Genomic DNA, 18,683 nt, shown 5'->3' with positions numbered 1-18,683 from the left:
ATATTTGCACCACCAAAAAATGGCGAGGTAGCTCAGTCGGTTAGAGCGCAGGATTCATAACCCTGAGGTCACGGGTTCAATTCCCGTCTTCGCTACTACAAACTCTTTTCTTTTATTAGAAAAGAGTTTTTTTATTTTATTTTCTAGATTTTGAATTATTGCTTCTTTGCGAGACAATGGATTGCAAAATCATCTGTTTGTAACTTTTTGATTATTAATTGTTTTCAGGTTATTTTAAATTATTATTAAAATATAATTGGAGGTTATTTCCAAATGTTGTACTTTTACGGGGCTTTTGAGACAATCACTCAGGAGCAATAAATTTTTTTTCATCATTTGTGTTTTTAGAATCGTACCTCGTGTACGATTCTTTTTTTATGCCTCATACAGAGCAACAAGCGTAATGAAATAAGAATAGCTAATACTACCATCTTGCTGATTTGATTTGAGGAATAGGTCATTTGTAAATCCGAAGACATCGCTTAAAACGCTTTCGTGATCTTTCAAAAACTCAAGTTCGCTTAGTCTGTCCTTTTTCATTTTCTCCGAATATTGTGACAGGATGCATTTCACAAAGGCTTTGTTTTTCACAGATAGATTCCTCAATAGACTTTTAAGAACATAAAGCTGAACACTGTACTGCAAATCCACATTATTAGTGCTTTTAGCGCACAGGTAAGCGATGAAGCTTGCTTCCTGTTCACGGGCAAATCCCAGCTGATGGGACATCTCGTGCGCCAGCGTAAATGGGACTTGTGTAGGTGGTAAATTAGGGTTGTATTGAGATTCGGCCGTGAAGGGATTGTAATAACCTAAAATGCCTGTATAGTTCATCAGATTATTGTACAGACTTGGTTTTACAGATAAAGTTTCAATTGATGTCTTTGACGTGATCTGAGATGACAAATTGTTTTGTTGAGATAGGATCTCTTTCTCAATTTTTTTAAAATCACTTATTGTAAAAATGCCATTTTTGTCTTCCGAAACTTTCTCTCTCGTTTTTTTGCAAAGTGCCAGATATTTGATGGTCAGTTTTTTTAGTTCAATGTCTGTAATTTCTTTCTTCGGTAATTTTTCAATAATCGGTTTTTGAAAATATAACGTTCCCCAAAAACACTGATAGATGAAATACGTGATATTAATGAAAATGAATAGTTGCTTCAAAGTCTCACTTTTTTTCTTTCTAATAAGATTGATGACTGTAAAGACTAGATAAAGTGAAACAAGTGTATAAATAAGATCGCCAACTGAAAATCCAAACTTCGAAAATAAGAAAACGTGAAAGTTTTTTTTCCATTCAAAAAGATTAGAAAAGAAATCAACTGCGAAATCTATTTTTGATAAGATATAGAACAACGAAAATTGGGCAACCAGAATGATTGCCCAAAATTTATTTTTAAGAAAGATGTTCTTTTTAGTGTCCACCTGATACTTTTTTATCAAAACTAATGCCTTGGTTTTTCAAAATTCCACTTACTTTCCAAGCGTAGAAAGCCAAATAAGCAAAACATAAAATCCCAACAATATAACTGTGCTGAATTCCGATACTTTCAGAGACCACACCTTGCAGCCAGCTCACGATTCCACCGCCCATGATCATCATAATTAGGAAGCTGCTTCCTTGGCTTGTATGTTTCCCAAGTCCGCTTACAGCTAATGTAAAGATACAAGGCCAAAGTGTACTACAGAATAAGCCAACACTTGTGAATGCATAAATACTAACTATGCCATCCGTAAACATTCCGATTGTTAAAGCGATAATGCCAAGTGCAGAGAATATCAAAAGCATTCTTGCAGGATTTCCCTTACTGGCCATATCGGCACCAATTAGAACTAAAATGATCAGTCCATAGATATAAAAAGGTGATAAGTCGTGCTTAGCAACAGCATTTACCAGTAGAAAGACTCCGAATGCTAAATATGGAGCAACGAAACGTAAAATTTTCTGCAAACTCATATTGTCGGTGAAAGCTTCAACAGCACCTGTCCAACGACCGATCATCAAACTTGCCCAGTATAGCGAGATGTAAGGAGAGATCTCCTTTAATGTATAGAGAACGCCAGTCTCAGAATTGACGATAGTTTCCATATATGCAGGCAAGTTACTTGCGGTAGAAACTTCTACACCAACATAAATAAAGATAGCAAGCATTCCCAATAACAATTGAGGATATTTCAAAGCAGAACTTTTCACAGTGCCTTCTTCTTTTACAGCTTCTTCAATGGTTTCTGGATGTTCCGGCAAAGAGGAGAATTTCAGTAAAATGGCAACTGCTAAAAAAGCTGCACCCAAAACAAGATAAGGGATTTTCACACTTTCGATACTCATATTGGTATTCTCGGAAGCAGCAGAGCCAAAGATGGCAAAACTTACAATCAAAGGTCCAATCGTAGTCCCAAGATTGTTGATTCCTCCAGCCAAAGTCAGACGCTGCGAACCAGTTGTAATTGGTCCCAATGCGATCGCCAATGGATTTGCTACAGTCTGTTGTAGTGAGAATCCCAGTGCCACCGTAAATAATCCGGCAAGCATCAATGGAAAGGACTGAAGATTTGCAGCAGGATAAAACAATAATGTTCCTAAGGCCGAAATTAAGAGTCCCAACGCCAATCCGTTTTTATAACCAATTTTATTGACCAGATCTTTTCCAATGGCTAATGAAATCAACATATAAATGAGGGAACCAACTGTGTAGGCAATATAAAAAGCTACTGATACAAGCTGACTTTGACCTTGTGTCAAATCAAATGCTTTTTTGAAAACTGGAATCAAGATGTCGTTACTAGCCGCGACAAATCCCCAAAAGAAAAAAACGGTGACTAGCGGGATAAACTGTGCCCAATTGGTTTTTTGTGTTTCCATTATTTATTTAATTGTTAATTTAAGGTTAATATTCAAAAACAAATGTAAGTAAAAAGTCTTATTGGTAGAATAATTATTTTAATTTCTCAATAAGAGACAATCGCATTTCCTCGTGCGCTTTTTCCTTGAGTTCTTTCAATGGAGTGTTGGGCGTCAAGATATCATTGAAGAAAATATCAACGCGTCCTGGATATCCTTTTTTATTATCAAAAGGAAACATTTCTTTTAACCCTACAAATGTGTAAACCGCAATCGGAAATTGATGTTTGGTAGAAAGGATGAATGCACCATCTTTGAATTGGTCGAGAATAATACTCGTGTCATCCGGAACGCCACCTTCTGGAAAGATGACAACGCTTTGTCCGTCTTTCATCCTTTCGGCACATCTTCTATAGACGTCGGCGCGGCTTCTCGCACTTTTCCGGTCCACCATCACGCAGACTCGTCTGTAAACACTTCCGAAAACCGGAATCTTCTCAAGCTCTTTTTTACCAACGTAGCAAAGTGGATGATTGGGGAAAAGAATACACGGGATCATCACATCCATCAAAGAAGTGTGGTTGGAAATGATAACGTACGGCTGATTTTTATCGATTTTTTTATCGGTCTTATTAATGATCCGATATCGGAAACCCGTACCGTAGAAAATTCCCATCGCCCAGATTCGGATGAAGAAGTAACAGGCCTTGTAATCTTCCTTTCGGATGGATAAGAGATAAACTGGGAGAAAAAAGATCAATGTGAAAATAGTTGCCACAACTATCATCCAAAACCGCCAGGCATAAACCAACAAAACCTTCATTAATAATCTATTTAGTTCAAAAATATGATTTTATCCGTTAAAAATGACTTTTTTCTTTACCGAATAATTAAGGAGCGAAACAATCAGGATAGAACTTATTTTACTCATCATTTCCTGTGACAAGACATAGAAACCTAGATCGAACGCATCTTTGAAAACATAATGGTATAAAATCTGGAACAGGATCAGACTGATAATCGTAGAAACCACCGAAACAGAAATGAAATAAGCGAACTCTTTCCTTTTGGAATGCTTCCCTCTTTCAAAAACAAACCAAATGCTCAGGAAATAATTGGTGATGATGCCGCAGCTTGTAGAAAAGATATTACTGAAAGGATATTTGATACCGTACAGATTATATTCACTCGCAAAAACCCTTGGAAGATAAACACTGAAAAGTTTGAAGCTTCCAATTTCGACGATGGCGCTCAAACCTCCGGCGATGATAAAAAATAGAATTTGCTTGTGACGAAGTAGTAATTGTTTCATTTCGTCTGCAAATTTATACGATTTGTTAAATCTTTTTAAATAATAGTTAAATTATTTTTTTGTATCAATATTATTTTTAAATTTATTTAATATTAAGGTTTTACAAAGTATCATTGAGTATTTAATTATTTTTAGTCTAATTATTTACGGAAATCTTAATATTAATCGACGATGTAACGCAATCCTGGCTCTAGAAATTCAGCCGGGAAATTTTTTCATCGCTTGTCAAGACACCACACTCACAAAATAATTATTACAAAAAATGAAAAATTCTAACAGACCGTACAGAAAATTTCTGCCTCAGCAAAAAAAAATTGAGGAATTGGAAAAAAGCAGCTCCAGGTTCAAAAGAATCTATTCAGAATATGAATTGATGTCCGATGAACTCTGGGATATGGAAAGCAACGAGACTGCAGAAAGCATCCCCGACGATTTCATCAATGCCATCAAACTTCAGACTTCATACCTGGAAGATGAGATCGAAGATTGGTTGGTACAAGATGACCAATCGACATAATTCTCACAAAATCTTCCCAAAAAATATTACATTAGCATTTTAAAACATATTGATATGATTGCTATTGTTGATGGAGGGTCTACCAAATGCGACTGGGTTATCCTGGAAAATGATGGTACAGAAGTACTCAAGACCGAGACCATCGGTTTCAATCCTAATATTATAAAAGCAGAATTGATCGCGCCCGAAATAGAAAACAATCAGGCACTTTCCAAATTCCACGATTACATAGAAAACATCTTCTTCTACGGCTCCGGTTGCGGAATACCAGAAAACAGATTGATTGTCGAGCGGGAAATTCAAAAAGTTTTTCTCAACGCTCAGGTCAATATCAAGGAGGACCTTCTCGCAGCGGCTTATGCTGCTTACAGAGGTGTTCCGGCAATTGTATGTATTCTCGGGACTGGTTCCAACGCGTGCTATTTCGATGGCGAAAAAGTCAAAACCGAATTGCCTTCTTTAGGTTTTCTCATTGGCGACGAAGGTAGCGGAAGTGCGCTTGGGAAGCAATTGGTGCGTCATTATTTTATGAAGAAATTACCGCCAGATCTACACCAGCAGTTTACTGAGATTTATCAGTTGAACATCGATGATCTGCTCAAAAATATGTACCACAATCCCCGGGCGAACGCTTACATGGCAGATTTTACACGCTTCATTGTAGACAGGAAAACGCATCCGTATTTTCAGAATTTCATTTACAAAGAACTCAAGAACTTCCTTGAGTTTCAGGTGATGCCGTACGAAGAGTGCCGCCAGAGCGAGGTCAATTTCATCGGTTCAATAGCCTATTTTTTCGAGGATATCCTTCGGGCAGCTGCTTCTGATTTCCATCTGAAAATTGGAACCGTTGTTCAGAAACCGATAGAAAGTCTGGTGAATTATCATCGTGACTATATCATTCCAAAACTTTAACTTTGCATAAATATTGGGGCGTATCCCTTTGTTTTTGCTTATCACACTGAGTCTGTAAAAGGATATTTTCAGTCCAGCAAAAACAAGCGGGCCGGTCTACGGGCAGTCGCTTTTTTTGTTTTTTCATATTGAGGTTTTCGGAAGAAATTTTCAGTCAAAAACAAAAAAGAGCCCCAACAATGCCCTCCGCCCTTACGCAGCAGAGTCATAATAAAAACCTGTGGGTCATCTTCAACCGATTGATCCACTCAAAAGAAATTAAAAATGTCAAAAAATTCAAGAGATCAGATCGCTTTCGATAAGGCCGCTTTAGATTATCACAGTCAGGAACCAAAAGGTAAGATCGAAGTCATTCCTTCAAAACCGCATTCGTCACAAAGAGATCTTTCGCTAGCCTATTCTCCGGGAGTTGCCGTGCCGTGTATGGCGATCCACGAGGATCCTCAAAAAGTTTACGAATATACTTCCAAAGGAAATCTGGTTGCCGTGATCTCCAACGGAACAGCGGTTCTAGGTTTGGGCGACATTGGTCCCGAAGCTTCAAAACCTGTAATGGAAGGAAAAGGATTGCTTTTCAAGATCTTTGCAGGCATCAATGTTTTTGATATCGAGATCAATGAAAAAGATCCTGACAAATTCATCGAGACAGTAAAAGCAATTGCGCCAACTTTCGGTGGGATCAACTTGGAAGATATCAAAGCGCCAGAAGCATTCTATATAGAACAAAGACTGAAAGAGGAATTGGATATTCCATTGATGCACGATGATCAGCACGGAACAGCAATTATCTCTGCAGCCGCTTTGATAAACGCTTTGGAAATCGCAGAAAAGAAAATTGGTGAAGTGAGAATGGTGATCAATGGAGCAGGAGCAGCCGCAGTGGCTTGTGCAAAATTGTACATTTCATTAGGTCTTGATCCGAAAAATATTTTGATGTGTGACAGTAAAGGTGTCATCAATCAAAGAAGAGAAAATCTGACACCCGAGAAATTGGATTTCATTGCTCAAACTGACATCGACACTTTAGAAGATGCTATCAAAGGTTCTGATGTTTTCATCGGTTTGTCAAAAGGAAACGTAATGTCTGCAGAGATGTTGCTTTCGATGGCAGAAAATCCAATTGTTTTTGCTTTGGCAAATCCAGATCCAGAGATCAGTTATGACCTTGCATTGGCTACAAGACCAGATGTGATGATGGCAACTGGAAGAAGTGATTATCCGAACCAGGTGAACAACGTTCTTGGTTTTCCATATATTTTCCGTGGTGCGTTGGATGTTCAGGCAAGAGGAATCAATGAAGCGATGAAGTTGGCAGCGGTTTACGCCTTGGCAGAAATTGCAAAAGAACCAGTTCCGGAAATGGTAAAACTGGCTTATAATGTAACGAATATGAGTTTCGGGAAAGAATATTTCATCCCTAAACCATTTGATAATAGATTGATCACAAAAGTTTCTATCGCTGTTGCAAAAGCAGCCATGGAAAGTGGAATTGCAGGAAAACCAATCGAAGATTTCGAAGCTTACGAAAATCAATTGTTGGATAGAATGGGTCGCGACGAAAAGCTCGTTCGAATGATGCAAAACCGCGCCAAAGCCAACCCGAAAAGAGTAACGCTTGGAAACGGAGAAGAGTACAATATTCTGAAAGCAGCACAGATTCTACAGGAAGAAGGGATCGCTTTTCCTAGTTTGTTAGGAAGCAGAAAGTTGATCAAGCAAAGAATGGAAGAGTTCGGGATGGATCTCGATATTCCTATCATCGATCCGAATGATGACGAAAACAAAGAAACCCGCAAAAAATACAGAAAAACACTTTGGGATCTTCGAAACCGAAAAGGAATCAATGAGTACAAAGCAAAACGATATGTAAGACAGCGCGATTATTTTGGGCCATTGATGTTGGTTCACGGCGATACAGATGCTTTGATCGTTGGTTTTTCTAAAAGTTATGCATCCATTCTGAAACCTATTTTGGAGATCATTCCTAAAAAACAAGGTGTAAATAAAGTGGCAGCAATGATGATGATCCTGACAGAAAAGAAACCATTGTTCTTTGCAGATACTTCCATTAATAAAAATCCTTCTGCGGAAGATCTGGTCGATATCGCAAAAATGGCAGAAATCACGGTTAAGTCTTTTGCTATTGAACCAAGGATCGCCATGTTGGGTTATGAGAACTTCTCCGCAAAAGGAGAATCTTCCAAAAAAGTAGCGGCCGCAGTAAAGATGCTTCACGAGAAATATCCTAAGATGATCGTTGACGGAGAGATCCAACCAGATTTTGCTTTGAACAGCGATCACTTGGCAGATTATCCTTTCTCAAAATTAGGAACCAACCCAGCCAATGTTTTGGTTTTCCCAAATCTTGAAAGTGCCAATCTTTCTTACAAGATCATCAGAGGAATGAAAGCGGCTCAAACCATCGGACCGATCTTGATGGGATTAGATCAGCCAGTTCACGTTCTACAAATGAGATCGAGTGTAGACGAGATTGTGAATCTTGCTACTATTGCAGTTTTGGACGCGCAGACGAAAGAGAAAAAATAGATTTTTTCAAATCTGAATAAATATGATAAGCCATCTTAATTACTAAGATGGCTTTTTTGTATTATTAATTCTTAACTTCGTTTTCAAGTCATTCAAATTAGAAGTTAGAATATGAAAAAAGTAAAGTTAATTTTATTACTATTTGTTTTCATGAGTGGTTTTTTCCACACGCAAACAAAATTTTATGGATCATTGAAAGAGGCTTTCAAAGAACCTTTAAAGGTGAAGAATCTAACTATTTCTGATGATGAAGACATGGTAGAACTGCCAGAGTCTATCGATAAACTGGTCAATCTGGAGAATCTGATCATTGCGTTTAATCCAAAATTGAAGAAGTTGCCGGAGTCAATTGGACGTTTGCAAAAATTAAGAACGCTTAAGGTCATCGATAATGCATCTCTCTTGAAAATTCCTGATGCGATCTATGATCTGAAAAATCTGGAAGAACTTTCGTTGGAGCGCAGTCAGATCAAACAATTGCCAGAAAATATTGGAAATCTTACCAATTTACAAAACCTTTATTTATCAGAAAATCAGTTGAAGAATTTACCAAATTCTATATCCAATCTCAAAAATTTAGAAGACCTGTATGCAGATGATAATCAATTGGAAGAAATCCCTGTTTCTATCAAAGATCTTGAAAAGCTAAGACGAATTAATTTAAATAATAACAAGATAAAAATGGTTCCGAATATTGTTTATCATCTACCAAACTTATGGGGTTTGTTTTTGGAAAATAATCAGATTGAAAAAATTGATCCGGAATTAAATCAATTAAAAAGTCTGAAAGTACTCGCTTTGGAAAATAACAAGATCACTTCATTTTCTTTAGATCTTTCAAATTTGCTTTTGTTGGAGGAGATAGTTTTGCATGGAAATCCTATCTCGGAAGAAGACCTGAAGTTCACTAGGTCGAAATTGGCATTTGGGAAAATATATTTCGATAATAAATGATTTGATTCACTTTATTCAAATATTCCCAATTTTTCGGTTTGCCAACGACAAAGTATAAAAAACATTGATTTTATTAAAGAAATATTGATAAAAAGCCATTTTAATTATTAAGATGGCTTTTATGTTTCAGTTAAATTTATATCTTCGCAAAACCCTAATTTTTGTATTTCAATGATTTATTCTTTAAGAGGTTTGGTTCAGGAACTGACACCTACATTTGTCGTCGTCGACGTCAATGGAATCGGATATTATGTGAGCGTGAGCCTACAAACTTCCCAAAACCTGAAGTTGAATTCTGAGGTTTTTCTATATATCCAGCAGATCATTCGTGAAGATGCGCATCTGCTTTTCGGATTTTTCACAAAGGAGGAAAAAGAGATGTTCAACCTGTTAATAAGTGTTAATGGTGTTGGGCCTGTTTCTGCACTCATTTTACTATCTTCTCTCAGCTTGTCAGACGCTGCAAATGCGATACTTTCTGGCAATAGTGCAATCATTCAAAAAGTGAAAGGTATAGGTGTGAAAACTGCCGAACGTATCATCATAGACCTTCGCGATAAGGTTGGCGGATTCAGCATTTCCGAAGAAAAACTTTCTAATTTGGTAAACAATAAAATCAAGAATGAGGCGTTATCTGCTTTAGAAGTTTTAGGGATTTCCAGGAAAGTGAGTGAGAAGATCGCAGATAGGATATTAAAGCAAAATCCTGAAGTTTCTATTGAAGAATTAGTGAAAGAGATTTTAAAAAACATTTAACATTTGGTGGTAGTTTATCATCAATTTCTTAAAAAAATATAAGTGAAGAAAAATATTTACCTTTATAAATTAACCCTCCTTTTTTTAGTTTTTGTAGGTTTTACAAACGTTTTCGCACAAGATGTGCCTTCCGATAGTTTAGTAAGCGTGAGGAAGGATTTCAGTTTGGCTGATCCTATCCGTTACGATGCTTTCTATGATATCGGTACGGGAATGTATTATCTATATCCAAAAGTTGGGAACACTGTTGTAGGGCCTCCAATCGCAATGACGTTTGAAGAATACAAAAACTACACCATGCAGAATAATCTGCGTTCTTATTACGAAGAAAAATCTCTTCTCAATGATCTTTCCAAGAGGAAAGACCAGACCGATGCCAAGAAAAAAGGCTTGATACCAGCGATCACGATCAAGAACAAGATGTTCGAAAATATCTTTGGCAGCAACAAGATCGAGTTGATCCCACAAGGTTTTGCATCATTTGATCTAGGTGTTTTGTCTCAAAAAATCGATAATCCATTGATTCTTCCCCAAAACAGAAAAAGTTTTGCCATCAATATCCAGCAAAGGATCCAATTGGGAATTACGGGGAAAGTTGGTGAAAATCTCCAGTTGAAAGCCAATTATGACACCCAAAGTGGTTTTGCTTTTGAAAATCGTATGAATATGGTTTGGCAGGCCAAAGGCTCTTGGAAAGACTTACAATCAAAAGGTCTTAATGAAAAAGGACAAGATCCTGAAGATAAGATCATCAAAAGGGTAGAGGTTGGTAACATCAGCATGCCACTTTCTACGAGTTTGATTCGAGGTTCACAATCTTTATTCGGTCTCAAAACAGAATTCCAGATGGGTAAGACAACCGGAACTTTGGTGTTTTCACAACAACAAGGCGAAGCGAAAACTATCGTAGCACAAGGTGGCGGAACAATGAGTACATTCAAAGTGAACGCCTTTGATTATGAAGATAATCAGCATTACTATCTGGGACATTACTTTTTGGATAACTATGATTCTTCTTTGGCCAATTATCCACTCATCAATTCCAGGATCAACATTACAAGAATGGAGGTTTGGGTCTTGGATCAAGGTGGGGCTAATCTTGAAACTCAAAAACCGATTGTAGGGATTAGAGATTTGGGAGATCAGGACGGTGTAATACCTACCAATACCAATAATAATCTATACAATCAGATCGCGTCTACTCTAGGAGGTATCAGAGATATCAATACGGCGTACAGCACTTTGAACGGAAGATCTTTTCCAAATTCACAAGGAACATCAGTGCCTTATGTTTCGGGAGAGCAGTATATTACCAATGCCAAAGCGAGAAAACTTAATACTTCGGAATATAAGTTCAATACGCAATTGGGTTACATGTCATTGAATCAAAGGCTTAATGACAACCAGTTTTTGGCGGTTTCGTACTCATACACAATCAATGGTTCAAGCACGGTTTATAAAGTAGGAGAGTTTTCTGAGGAAAATCCGGTATTGATCACAAAACTTTTGAAATCCAATATCGCTGTTAAACCAAGTTCTCCAATGTGGGAACTGATGATGAAGAATATCTATTCCCTTAATTCCAATCAATTGCAGGCTCAGGATTTCTTATTGAATATCAATTTCAGAGATCCAAGTTCTGGAGGTAAAGTCAACTATTTGCCAGGAGCGGTCTATGGTAATCCCAATGCACCTTTTCCAGCAGACACCAACTTGTTGAGATTGTTCAATTTGGACCGTTTGAACGTTAATGGAGATTCACAAAATAATTCAGACGGAACAAAAGGTGATGGCGTTTTCGATTTTGTAAATGGAATTACCGTAGATGCGGAAAATGGGAAAATAATTTTTACAAAAGCAAAACCATTTGGGGCGTACTTGGAAGGAATACTGACAAACGCAGATAAGACACCTTATGTTTTTAATGATTTGTATAGCAAACAGAAAGCGCAAGCTTCAGAAAGCTCACTTGCTCAGCGTTATACAATAGAAGGTCGTTACAAAGGGGCACAAGGTCAAGGGATTTCTCTTGGCGCAATCAACGTTCCACAAGGTTCTGTAAAAGTAACTGCAAACGGAGCTCAATTAGTTGAAGGTGTAGACTACACCGTGGATTATATGCTGGGAACGGTTACGATCATCAATGAAACTGTGAAGCAGTCTGGACAGGCGATCAATATTTCATTAGAAAATCAATTGACTTTTAATACGCAGAGAAAAAGTTTCTGGGGACTTAACCTTGAGAGAAAATTCAATGAGCATTTGACAGTTGGTGCTACAGTTGTCAACTACTCCGAAAGACCATTGACCCAAAAAGTAAATTATGGTCAGGAAGCTGTCAGCAATACAATGGCAGGATTCAATGTGATGTACAATAACGAATTGCCATTCCTGACAAGATTGACGGATAAGATCCCATTCATCAATACAGAAGCCCCTTCGAATTTAAACTTCAAAGCGGAAGGCGCATATTTGATTCCGGGACAAAGCAAAGGGATCAATGACCAATCTTACATTGATGACTTCGAGCAGACCACTTCCAAAATTTCTTTGAAAGAACCTGCCATGTGGAGTCTTGCTTCTCGTCCTGAAAAAAATAAGGATGATCCGGCAGTTTTCCCACAAACAGTCAACAATGATGATCTCAGAAGTGGCAATGGTAGAGGATTATTGTCCTGGTACACCATTGATCCAAGATTCTACGGTGTTGGTGGCAATGCTCCAAATGGTATCAATGCGGCTGCACTTTCAAACTTTGCCTCTAGAAGAGTTCAGATGAAGGAACTTTACAACAACAGAGATTACGTGGCAGGTGAGCAGACGCTTCTTAATACTTTTGATATTACATATTATCCAGAACAAAGAGGTCCTTACAATGTGAATCCAAGCAACGAGTCAGCTTCCCAAAGATGGGCAGGACTTATGAGGCCGATCAGTGTGACCAACTTTGTAACATCCAATATCGATTATGTCGAATTCTGGCTACAAGATCCACATGCAGATGGAAGTACTTTGGGTAGCGATCCAAAACTATTGCTGCAATTAGGAAACGTCTCCGAAGATGTTTTGAAAGATGGAAAATTACAGTACGAAAATGGTTTACCTACGGCAAGTGTAGCTTCCAATACTTCCAACACCAATTGGGGAACTCAGCCAAATCAATTCCCGATCCTTTATGCATTCTCATCGGAAGGTGACGAGAGAGGTCAGCAAGATCTAGGTTATGATGGTCTAGATGGAACTCAGGAGCAGGCAAAATTCGGGGTGGACTTTGTCAATCCTGTAACCAATGAATTGGATCCGGCTTCTGATAATTTCGTATTCTATTTGTCCGATCAGTTCCAAGGTGATCTTGCATCATCTTTGACGGAGCGCTACAAATATTTCCGTGGACCGGAAGGAAACTCAGCGGCCAATACTTTGGAAGTGGCAACACAGACGCCTGATGCGGAAGATGTAAACAGAGATTATAATCTAGACCAAACAGAAAATTACAACCAATATACAATTGACCTTGCTCCAACAAGTATGGTTTTGGGAGAAAATAAAATTGTAGATGTAAAAGAAGTAGATGTTAAATTTGAGAACGGACAATCCAAAAAAGTAAAATGGTATTTGTTCAGAATTCCAGTTGCTAATTACGACGATAACACAAAAGTAGAGGGCTCAGATGATTCTGTTCTTAACAATGTGAGATTCGCAAGATTATTGATGAAAGGTTTCGATCAGACTTCTACTCTTAGATTCGGATCTTTCGATCTAGTAAGGTCAGACTGGAGAAAATATACCAAAAATATAGCAATTGGTGGAACTGGAACCAATGAAGGAACTGCTGATATTGATAATTCTAATTTTGATATTGGAAGTGTCAACTTGGAAGAGAATGCATTGGGAACGCCGCCATACGTCTTGCCTCCAGGAATCGACAGACAGGTTTTGAGTGGAAATGCAGGTGCACAAAGACAAAATGAATCTTCACTTTATATGAAGGTGAATGGACTTTCTGGACAAGCAAAAGGTGTTTTCAAAAATACAAGTCTCGATATGCGTCGTTACAAAAAACTTCAATTGTTTGTTCACGCAGAAGATCTGGATCGTCCTACAAGAACTGGTGTTGACAAAGGCGCGAAATTCTTTATTCGTTTTGGTAGTGATGCCACAGACAACTACTACGAATATGAAGCATCTCTTAACTATACCGCAAAAAATGCAACCACACAATTGGATATTTGGCCATCGGAGAATGATGTCAACTTAGAGTTGGAAAACTTTGTAAATGGAAAACTGAAACGTGATGAATTGCTAAGAGCTGGAAGTTTACCTATTGATGAAAGATTTTTATATGAGGAATATGGTGCCGCAGAAGCAGATAAGAAAATATATATAAAAGGTCGTCCAAGTATTGGTAATATAACGACCATTATGATTGGAGTTAGAAATACAACAGCAGCGAATAAATTAGCTGATCCTCCGGCAACCAATATGGTTCTTTGGGTGAATGAGATCCGTCTTTCCGAGATCGAGAACAAAGGTGGGTATGCAGGTAATGCTAGTCTTAACTTCAACCTAGGAGATTTTGCAATGGTGAATGCCAATGCATCTTACGCCTCAGTAGGATTCGGTGCGATCGATCAGAAACCATCAGAAAGATCTCAGGATGATAATTCTGCTTTCAGCATCAACACCACTGTGAATGTAGACAAGTTCTTGCCAGAGAAAGTAGGGATGAAGATTCCTGTGAACTACTCTTACACTCAGACGATGACCAATCCTAAGTACAATCCATTGGATAACGATGTGGAACTTACCAAAGCTCCAAACGAAGCTGAACTCAAAAAAGTAGTAAGCACTTACACGCAGCAGAGAAGCATCGGTGTGGTGAACATGAGAAAAGATAGAATGAATCCGGACAAAAAACCGAAATTCTATGATGTAGAAAACTTAAGTGTCACAGCGATCTACAACGATGATTTCTATCGTGATGTCTATACCAAAAAGAACTACAAACAATATCTGAAAGGTTATGTTGAATACAATTATACCTTCAAACCGTATGTTCTGAAGCCATTCAACAAGATGGTCAGCGACACGGCCAAATCTTACAAATATCTGAGATGGATCAAGGAATTCAATTTCAATCCGGTTCCTACGAGATTATCTTTCAGAACGATCTTGGACAGAAATTACAATGAGTTGGAATATAGAAATGTGGATGCACTTCTTTCGGGGAACGGTGGGTCAGATTTCGATGTCATTAGAAACAGAAACTTCTTCTTCGGATGGCAGTATAGTTTAGGATTTAATTTTACCAAATCCTTGAAACTGGAGATCAATTCTGAGACAAAAACTTTGAATGACCAGATCGATGTGAACGCTATGAACAACCGTTCGATCTTCGGAAATCCGTTCCGTGCTGGTCGTCCTGTTTTGTATAACCACAGAGCACAGTTGAACTACAGATTGCCGTTTGAATATTTCCCATATTTGGATTTCATCAACGCAGAATTAAGTTATCAGTTCCAATACAACTGGAATGCAAGATCTACTGCTTCGAGGAATGTTGAGTTCGATGGTAGGATAGAAAATCTGGGTAATATTTCCCAGAATACCAATGCGATCGTAGCAACATCCACAGTTGATATTCCGAAATTCTTCAACAAGTTCGGTTACTTCAGGAAGATCACGGATAAGATGCAGAAGCGTCGTCAGGAGATAGATTCACTTAACAATGTTTACAACACGGCATTCACGAAGAAGAATAGCAGATTCAAATTCAAAACTTATAAATTTAAAAATAAATTGACGCCAGTTCAGGCGATCGCATATGCTTTGACATCATTCAAGCAATTGGACTTCAATTACAATGAGAACAACGGGATCATGTTGCCAGGTCTACTGTCTGCACCTAACTTCTACGGATATGGACAGACGCTTGGTGGACCAACGATTGGATTCTTATTAGGGTCTCAGGCAGACATTAGAAGAACAGTGATCGAGAATGGTTGGGTTTCCAACTCCGAGTTGATGAGTGATGCATATTCTGAACTTAATAATAGAGATATTACAGGTAATTTACAGATCATGCCTGCGAATGACCTTAGAATAGATTTCAACGTATTGCAGAGATACAGCAGAAATTACGTTCAAGGTGGCTACAATGTTTACAATGTGAATGAAACGGAAGATTACCGTGGATACAGAGATGCTTTTGGAACAGAATTGATCACGTATTCCAATACATCTTGGACTTTCAATACGGCTTTCAAAGATGGCGCAGCATTATATCAGTCGATCAAAGAAAATGCGCTGGCAATTTCTCAAATGTATACAGGCATTAGAGATAGAGAGGGCTTCACGGCGGGTTATACAAAAAGTAATACCTATGTTTTGATTCCGGCTTTCAAAGCAGCGATAGAAGGCAAGTCTCCAAAACAAATGGGCAATCCTACCAAAGCAGGCACGCCATTGCCAAACTGGAAGATCGTGTATTCTGGACTTAGAAATCTACCAATTGTCAACAGCCAGTTCTCTAAGTTTGATATTTTGCACTCTTATGTCTCTACATTTACAATGTCAGGCGTTCAGTCAAGTATCGATTATTATAACAGAGATTTAGAGAATTCAGAAACAGCTTATGACTCAAATGGGAACAGATACAATCCATATACCTTCTCACAAGTTGGATACGTAGAATCTTTCTATCCATTAATTGGTTTCGATGTTACGATGAGAAACAACATGCAGTTCCGTTTCAATTACAACAGAGATAGAACGTATATGTTAGGATTGGTGAATACAACGCTTACGGAAGAATTAGGAAATGAGTTTGTAGTTGGTTACGGTTATATTTTGAAAGATCTGAAGATCCGTCTTAATTATCAGGGGAAAACCAGAAATGTGAAAAGTGACCTTAATATGAGAGCCGATCTATCCATGAGAGATAGCAAAACCACGATCACTAATATTTTGATCGATGACTCTCAGATCACAGGAGGTCAGAAGATCTTCAGTCTCAAGTTATCTGCAGACTACAATATGTCTCAGAACCTGAACCTGAAATTCTTCTACGATCAGATGATGACAAAATACAAGATCTCTACTGCTTTCCCATTATCTACAACAAGAGCTGGTATTACAGCAACGTTGACATTTGGAGGAAGTGGAGCTAATCAATAATTAAAAGTTGACAAAGGATTTTAGATCTAAAGTCTGATATCTATAAAAAAGGGTAAGCATTTTGTTTACTCTTTTTTTTGTAATTTATTTTTATTCTATTGTTATATCTTAATTATATAATTAAATTTGCCAAAACCTAATCAAAAGAAATGAACACACCATCAGAACTAAAGTACACCAAAGACCACGAGTGGATCAAGGTTGAAGGCGACACAGCAACCATCGGAATTACAGATTATGCCCAAGGCGAATTGGGAGATATCGTTTTCGTAGATGTTGACACTGTTGACGAAGACTTGAACGAAGGCGACGTTTTCGGAAGTGTAGAAGCTGTGAAAACCGTTTCCGATCTTTTCCTTCCCATCGCAGGAACAGTTTTGGAAGTCAATGCAGAATTAGAAGACCAACCAGAATTGCTGAATACAGATCCTTATGGAAAAGGCTGGATCATCAAATTGAAAGTTGCTGAAGACACAGACTTCACCAAATTATTATCCGCAGAAGAATATCAGGAAGTTGTTGGATAATCTCATAAACAAATACAGTAAGATCACATTGCCCATTTATTGGGCATTTCTTACTTATATGCTTTTGCGTCCCGGCGTAGAGAACAAAGAATATTTCTTCATGTTCCCACATTTGGACAAGCTCATTCACTTCACCATCTTTTTTCTACTCGGATTTTTCTTCCGCGTAAGATTTCCAAAAGTATCCCTACTTTATTATTTTCTCATCCTGGTTTCCTACGCATTGCTCACGGAGATTCTCCAAGACACAATGAACTGGGGCCGCTCGTTGGAATTTCTGGATGCCGTTGCCGACACTTTGGGCTTATCACTCGCATACTATATATATAATAGGTATGTAAAATTCCAAAACAGGATCTAAAATTATTTCAATAATAATTAAATCCCCAAGGTTCAATAGATTTATGAGAGCTAAAATTAGGATTAAACCATCAATCGCCCAATTCCAATATTTTGGGCAACTGCCAAAAAGCCGTTTCTTTCCCCACGCTATTTTTGTCACCGGGCTATCCGCTACTATCTTTTGCTTTTTTTGACATAGTTTCAAACATACTATATATAAGAAACATCTTGATCCTATCACATTTCTCTAATTCATGAACGAAAAAAGCAAAAGGATAACCGCTACTATCCCTGTCGCAATCCCATAAATTCAGGCTTTCTCATCCGTTGAACGCTATTTAACATAATGTGGATAACTTTGAAATACAGTTTATCTCACTGTTTTACAATTTGTTAATTACGGTAGTTTTACACAATTGTAAACTTTATGTTAAATCCATTTGCAAGTGCAGCTTTTTCCACCCTATATTTGCAGAACCAAAACGAGAGTATTGGTAGCACAGGAGCCCGGTGGGACTTGATTGAGGAGGTTTGAGACGTAGCGATATGTTTTAGATATTTTTAAAAAAAAGTCTTGCAGGATAAGAAAGGAAAACATATCTTTGCAGACCCAAATCGAGAGAGATGGGTAGCGCAGGAGATCAGTTAGAGAATATACCAAGATGACTTTCGGGTTATGAAAAGAAACTTTAAAAAAGTTTTGGTAGTTTGGAAAAAACTTTTTACTTTTGCACTCGCAAATCGGGAACAATGACAGAACAAGATTCCTGAGGATGCGAACAGAACGCAGTTCAT

The 18,683-nt window shown here is 37.9% G+C and carries 12 protein-coding genes and 1 tRNA gene; 9 read left to right on the top strand and 4 right to left on the bottom strand.

Annotated features, from left to right (window positions below; genetic code table 11):
* The first annotated feature begins 21 nt into the window (after positions 1–21).
* Positions 22–95: transfer RNA gene (locus AXA65_RS10955), tRNA-Met, on the top strand.
* Positions 96–375: 280 nt separating this feature from the next.
* On the opposite strand, the gene AXA65_RS10950 is transcribed toward AXA65_RS10955, so the two are convergent.
* From AXA65_RS10950 to AXA65_RS10935, 4 genes are all read right to left on the bottom strand, one after another.
* Positions 376–1,425: a DUF3810 domain-containing protein gene (locus tag AXA65_RS10950; protein ID WP_063970160.1), complete on the bottom strand. Its 1,050-nt coding sequence runs from the start codon at positions 1,423–1,425 to the stop codon at positions 376–378.
* Positions 1,415–2,863: an MFS transporter gene (locus AXA65_RS10945; RefSeq protein ID WP_063970145.1), complete on the bottom strand. Its 1,449-nt coding sequence runs from the start codon at positions 2,861–2,863 to the stop codon at positions 1,415–1,417. Before AXA65_RS10945 ends, AXA65_RS10950 begins: the two co-directional genes overlap by 11 nt.
* A gap of 73 nt (positions 2,864–2,936) precedes the next feature.
* Complete coding sequence (locus AXA65_RS10940; protein WP_086048174.1) at positions 2,937–3,665, bottom strand: lysophospholipid acyltransferase family protein; 729 nt, start codon at positions 3,663–3,665, stop codon at positions 2,937–2,939.
* A gap of 30 nt (positions 3,666–3,695) precedes the next feature.
* Positions 3,696–4,154: a GtrA family protein gene (locus AXA65_RS10935; protein WP_063970144.1), complete on the bottom strand. Its 459-nt coding sequence runs from the start codon at positions 4,152–4,154 to the stop codon at positions 3,696–3,698.
* Between the two features lie 262 nt (positions 4,155–4,416).
* On the opposite strand from AXA65_RS10935, the gene AXA65_RS10930 reads away from it, so the two are divergent.
* The 8 genes from AXA65_RS10930 to AXA65_RS19565 all read left to right on the top strand — a co-directional run bounded on the left by AXA65_RS10930 (position 4,417) and on the right by AXA65_RS19565 (position 17,907).
* Positions 4,417–4,671 (top strand): hypothetical protein, encoded by a 255-nt coding sequence (locus tag AXA65_RS10930; protein WP_063970143.1) that lies wholly within the window; start codon positions 4,417–4,419, stop codon positions 4,669–4,671.
* A 54-nt stretch (positions 4,672–4,725) separates the two neighbouring features.
* Positions 4,726–5,586, top strand: a complete 861-nt coding sequence (locus tag AXA65_RS10925) for a hypothetical protein (RefSeq protein ID WP_063970142.1) — start codon at positions 4,726–4,728, stop codon at positions 5,584–5,586.
* 264 nt (positions 5,587–5,850) lie between these two features.
* Positions 5,851–8,133, top strand: a complete 2,283-nt coding sequence (locus AXA65_RS10920; protein ID WP_063970141.1) for an NADP-dependent malic enzyme — start codon at positions 5,851–5,853, stop codon at positions 8,131–8,133.
* 111 nt (positions 8,134–8,244) lie between these two features.
* Complete coding sequence (locus AXA65_RS10915) at positions 8,245–9,087, top strand: leucine-rich repeat domain-containing protein (protein ID WP_086048173.1); 843 nt, start codon at positions 8,245–8,247, stop codon at positions 9,085–9,087.
* A gap of 171 nt (positions 9,088–9,258) precedes the next feature.
* On the top strand, positions 9,259–9,843 hold the full coding sequence (gene ruvA, locus AXA65_RS10910; RefSeq protein WP_063970139.1) for a Holliday junction branch migration protein RuvA: 585 nt from the start codon (positions 9,259–9,261) through the stop codon (positions 9,841–9,843).
* Between the two features lie 42 nt (positions 9,844–9,885).
* Positions 9,886–17,019, top strand: a complete 7,134-nt coding sequence (gene sprA / locus AXA65_RS10905; protein ID WP_063970138.1) for a cell surface protein SprA — start codon at positions 9,886–9,888, stop codon at positions 17,017–17,019.
* A 149-nt stretch (positions 17,020–17,168) separates the two neighbouring features.
* Positions 17,169–17,546, top strand: coding sequence for a glycine cleavage system protein GcvH (gcvH, locus tag AXA65_RS10900; protein ID WP_063970137.1), 378 nt, complete (start codon positions 17,169–17,171; stop codon positions 17,544–17,546).
* A complete protein-coding gene (locus tag AXA65_RS19565; RefSeq protein ID WP_086048176.1) occupies positions 17,539–17,907 on the top strand; it encodes a VanZ family protein in 369 nt (122 codons plus the stop codon). The genes gcvH and AXA65_RS19565 overlap by 8 nt, the downstream gene beginning before the upstream one ends.
* Positions 17,908–18,683 lie beyond the last annotated feature (776 nt).

It is taken from the genome of Chryseobacterium sp. FP211-J200, assembly GCF_001643375.1.
In the GTDB taxonomy this organism is placed as follows: Bacteria; Bacteroidota; Bacteroidia; order Flavobacteriales; family Weeksellaceae; genus Epilithonimonas; species Epilithonimonas ginsengisoli.
This window is presented reverse-complemented; position numbering and strand designations above follow the sequence as displayed.

Excerpts from the sequence above, each read along its gene's own strand:
- AXA65_RS10915 (WP_086048173.1), top strand. The coding sequence starts at position 8,245 with ATGAAAAAAGTAAAGTTAATTTTATTACTATTTGTTTTCATGAGTGGT.
- AXA65_RS10930 (WP_063970143.1), top strand. The coding sequence starts at position 4,417 with ATGAAAAATTCTAACAGACCGTACAGAAAATTTCTGCCTCAGCAAAAA.
- AXA65_RS10945 (WP_063970145.1), bottom strand. The coding sequence starts at position 2,863 with ATGGAAACACAAAAAACCAATTGGGCACAGTTTATCCCGCTAGTCACC.
- gcvH (WP_063970137.1), top strand. The coding sequence starts at position 17,169 with ATGAACACACCATCAGAACTAAAGTACACCAAAGACCACGAGTGGATC.
- ruvA (WP_063970139.1), top strand. The coding sequence starts at position 9,259 with ATGATTTATTCTTTAAGAGGTTTGGTTCAGGAACTGACACCTACATTT.
- AXA65_RS10920 (WP_063970141.1), top strand. The coding sequence starts at position 5,851 with ATGTCAAAAAATTCAAGAGATCAGATCGCTTTCGATAAGGCCGCTTTA.
- AXA65_RS10935 (WP_063970144.1), bottom strand. The coding sequence starts at position 4,154 with ATGAAACAATTACTACTTCGTCACAAGCAAATTCTATTTTTTATCATC.
- AXA65_RS10925 (WP_063970142.1), top strand. The coding sequence starts at position 4,726 with ATGATTGCTATTGTTGATGGAGGGTCTACCAAATGCGACTGGGTTATC.
- AXA65_RS10940 (WP_086048174.1), bottom strand. The coding sequence starts at position 3,665 with ATGAAGGTTTTGTTGGTTTATGCCTGGCGGTTTTGGATGATAGTTGTG.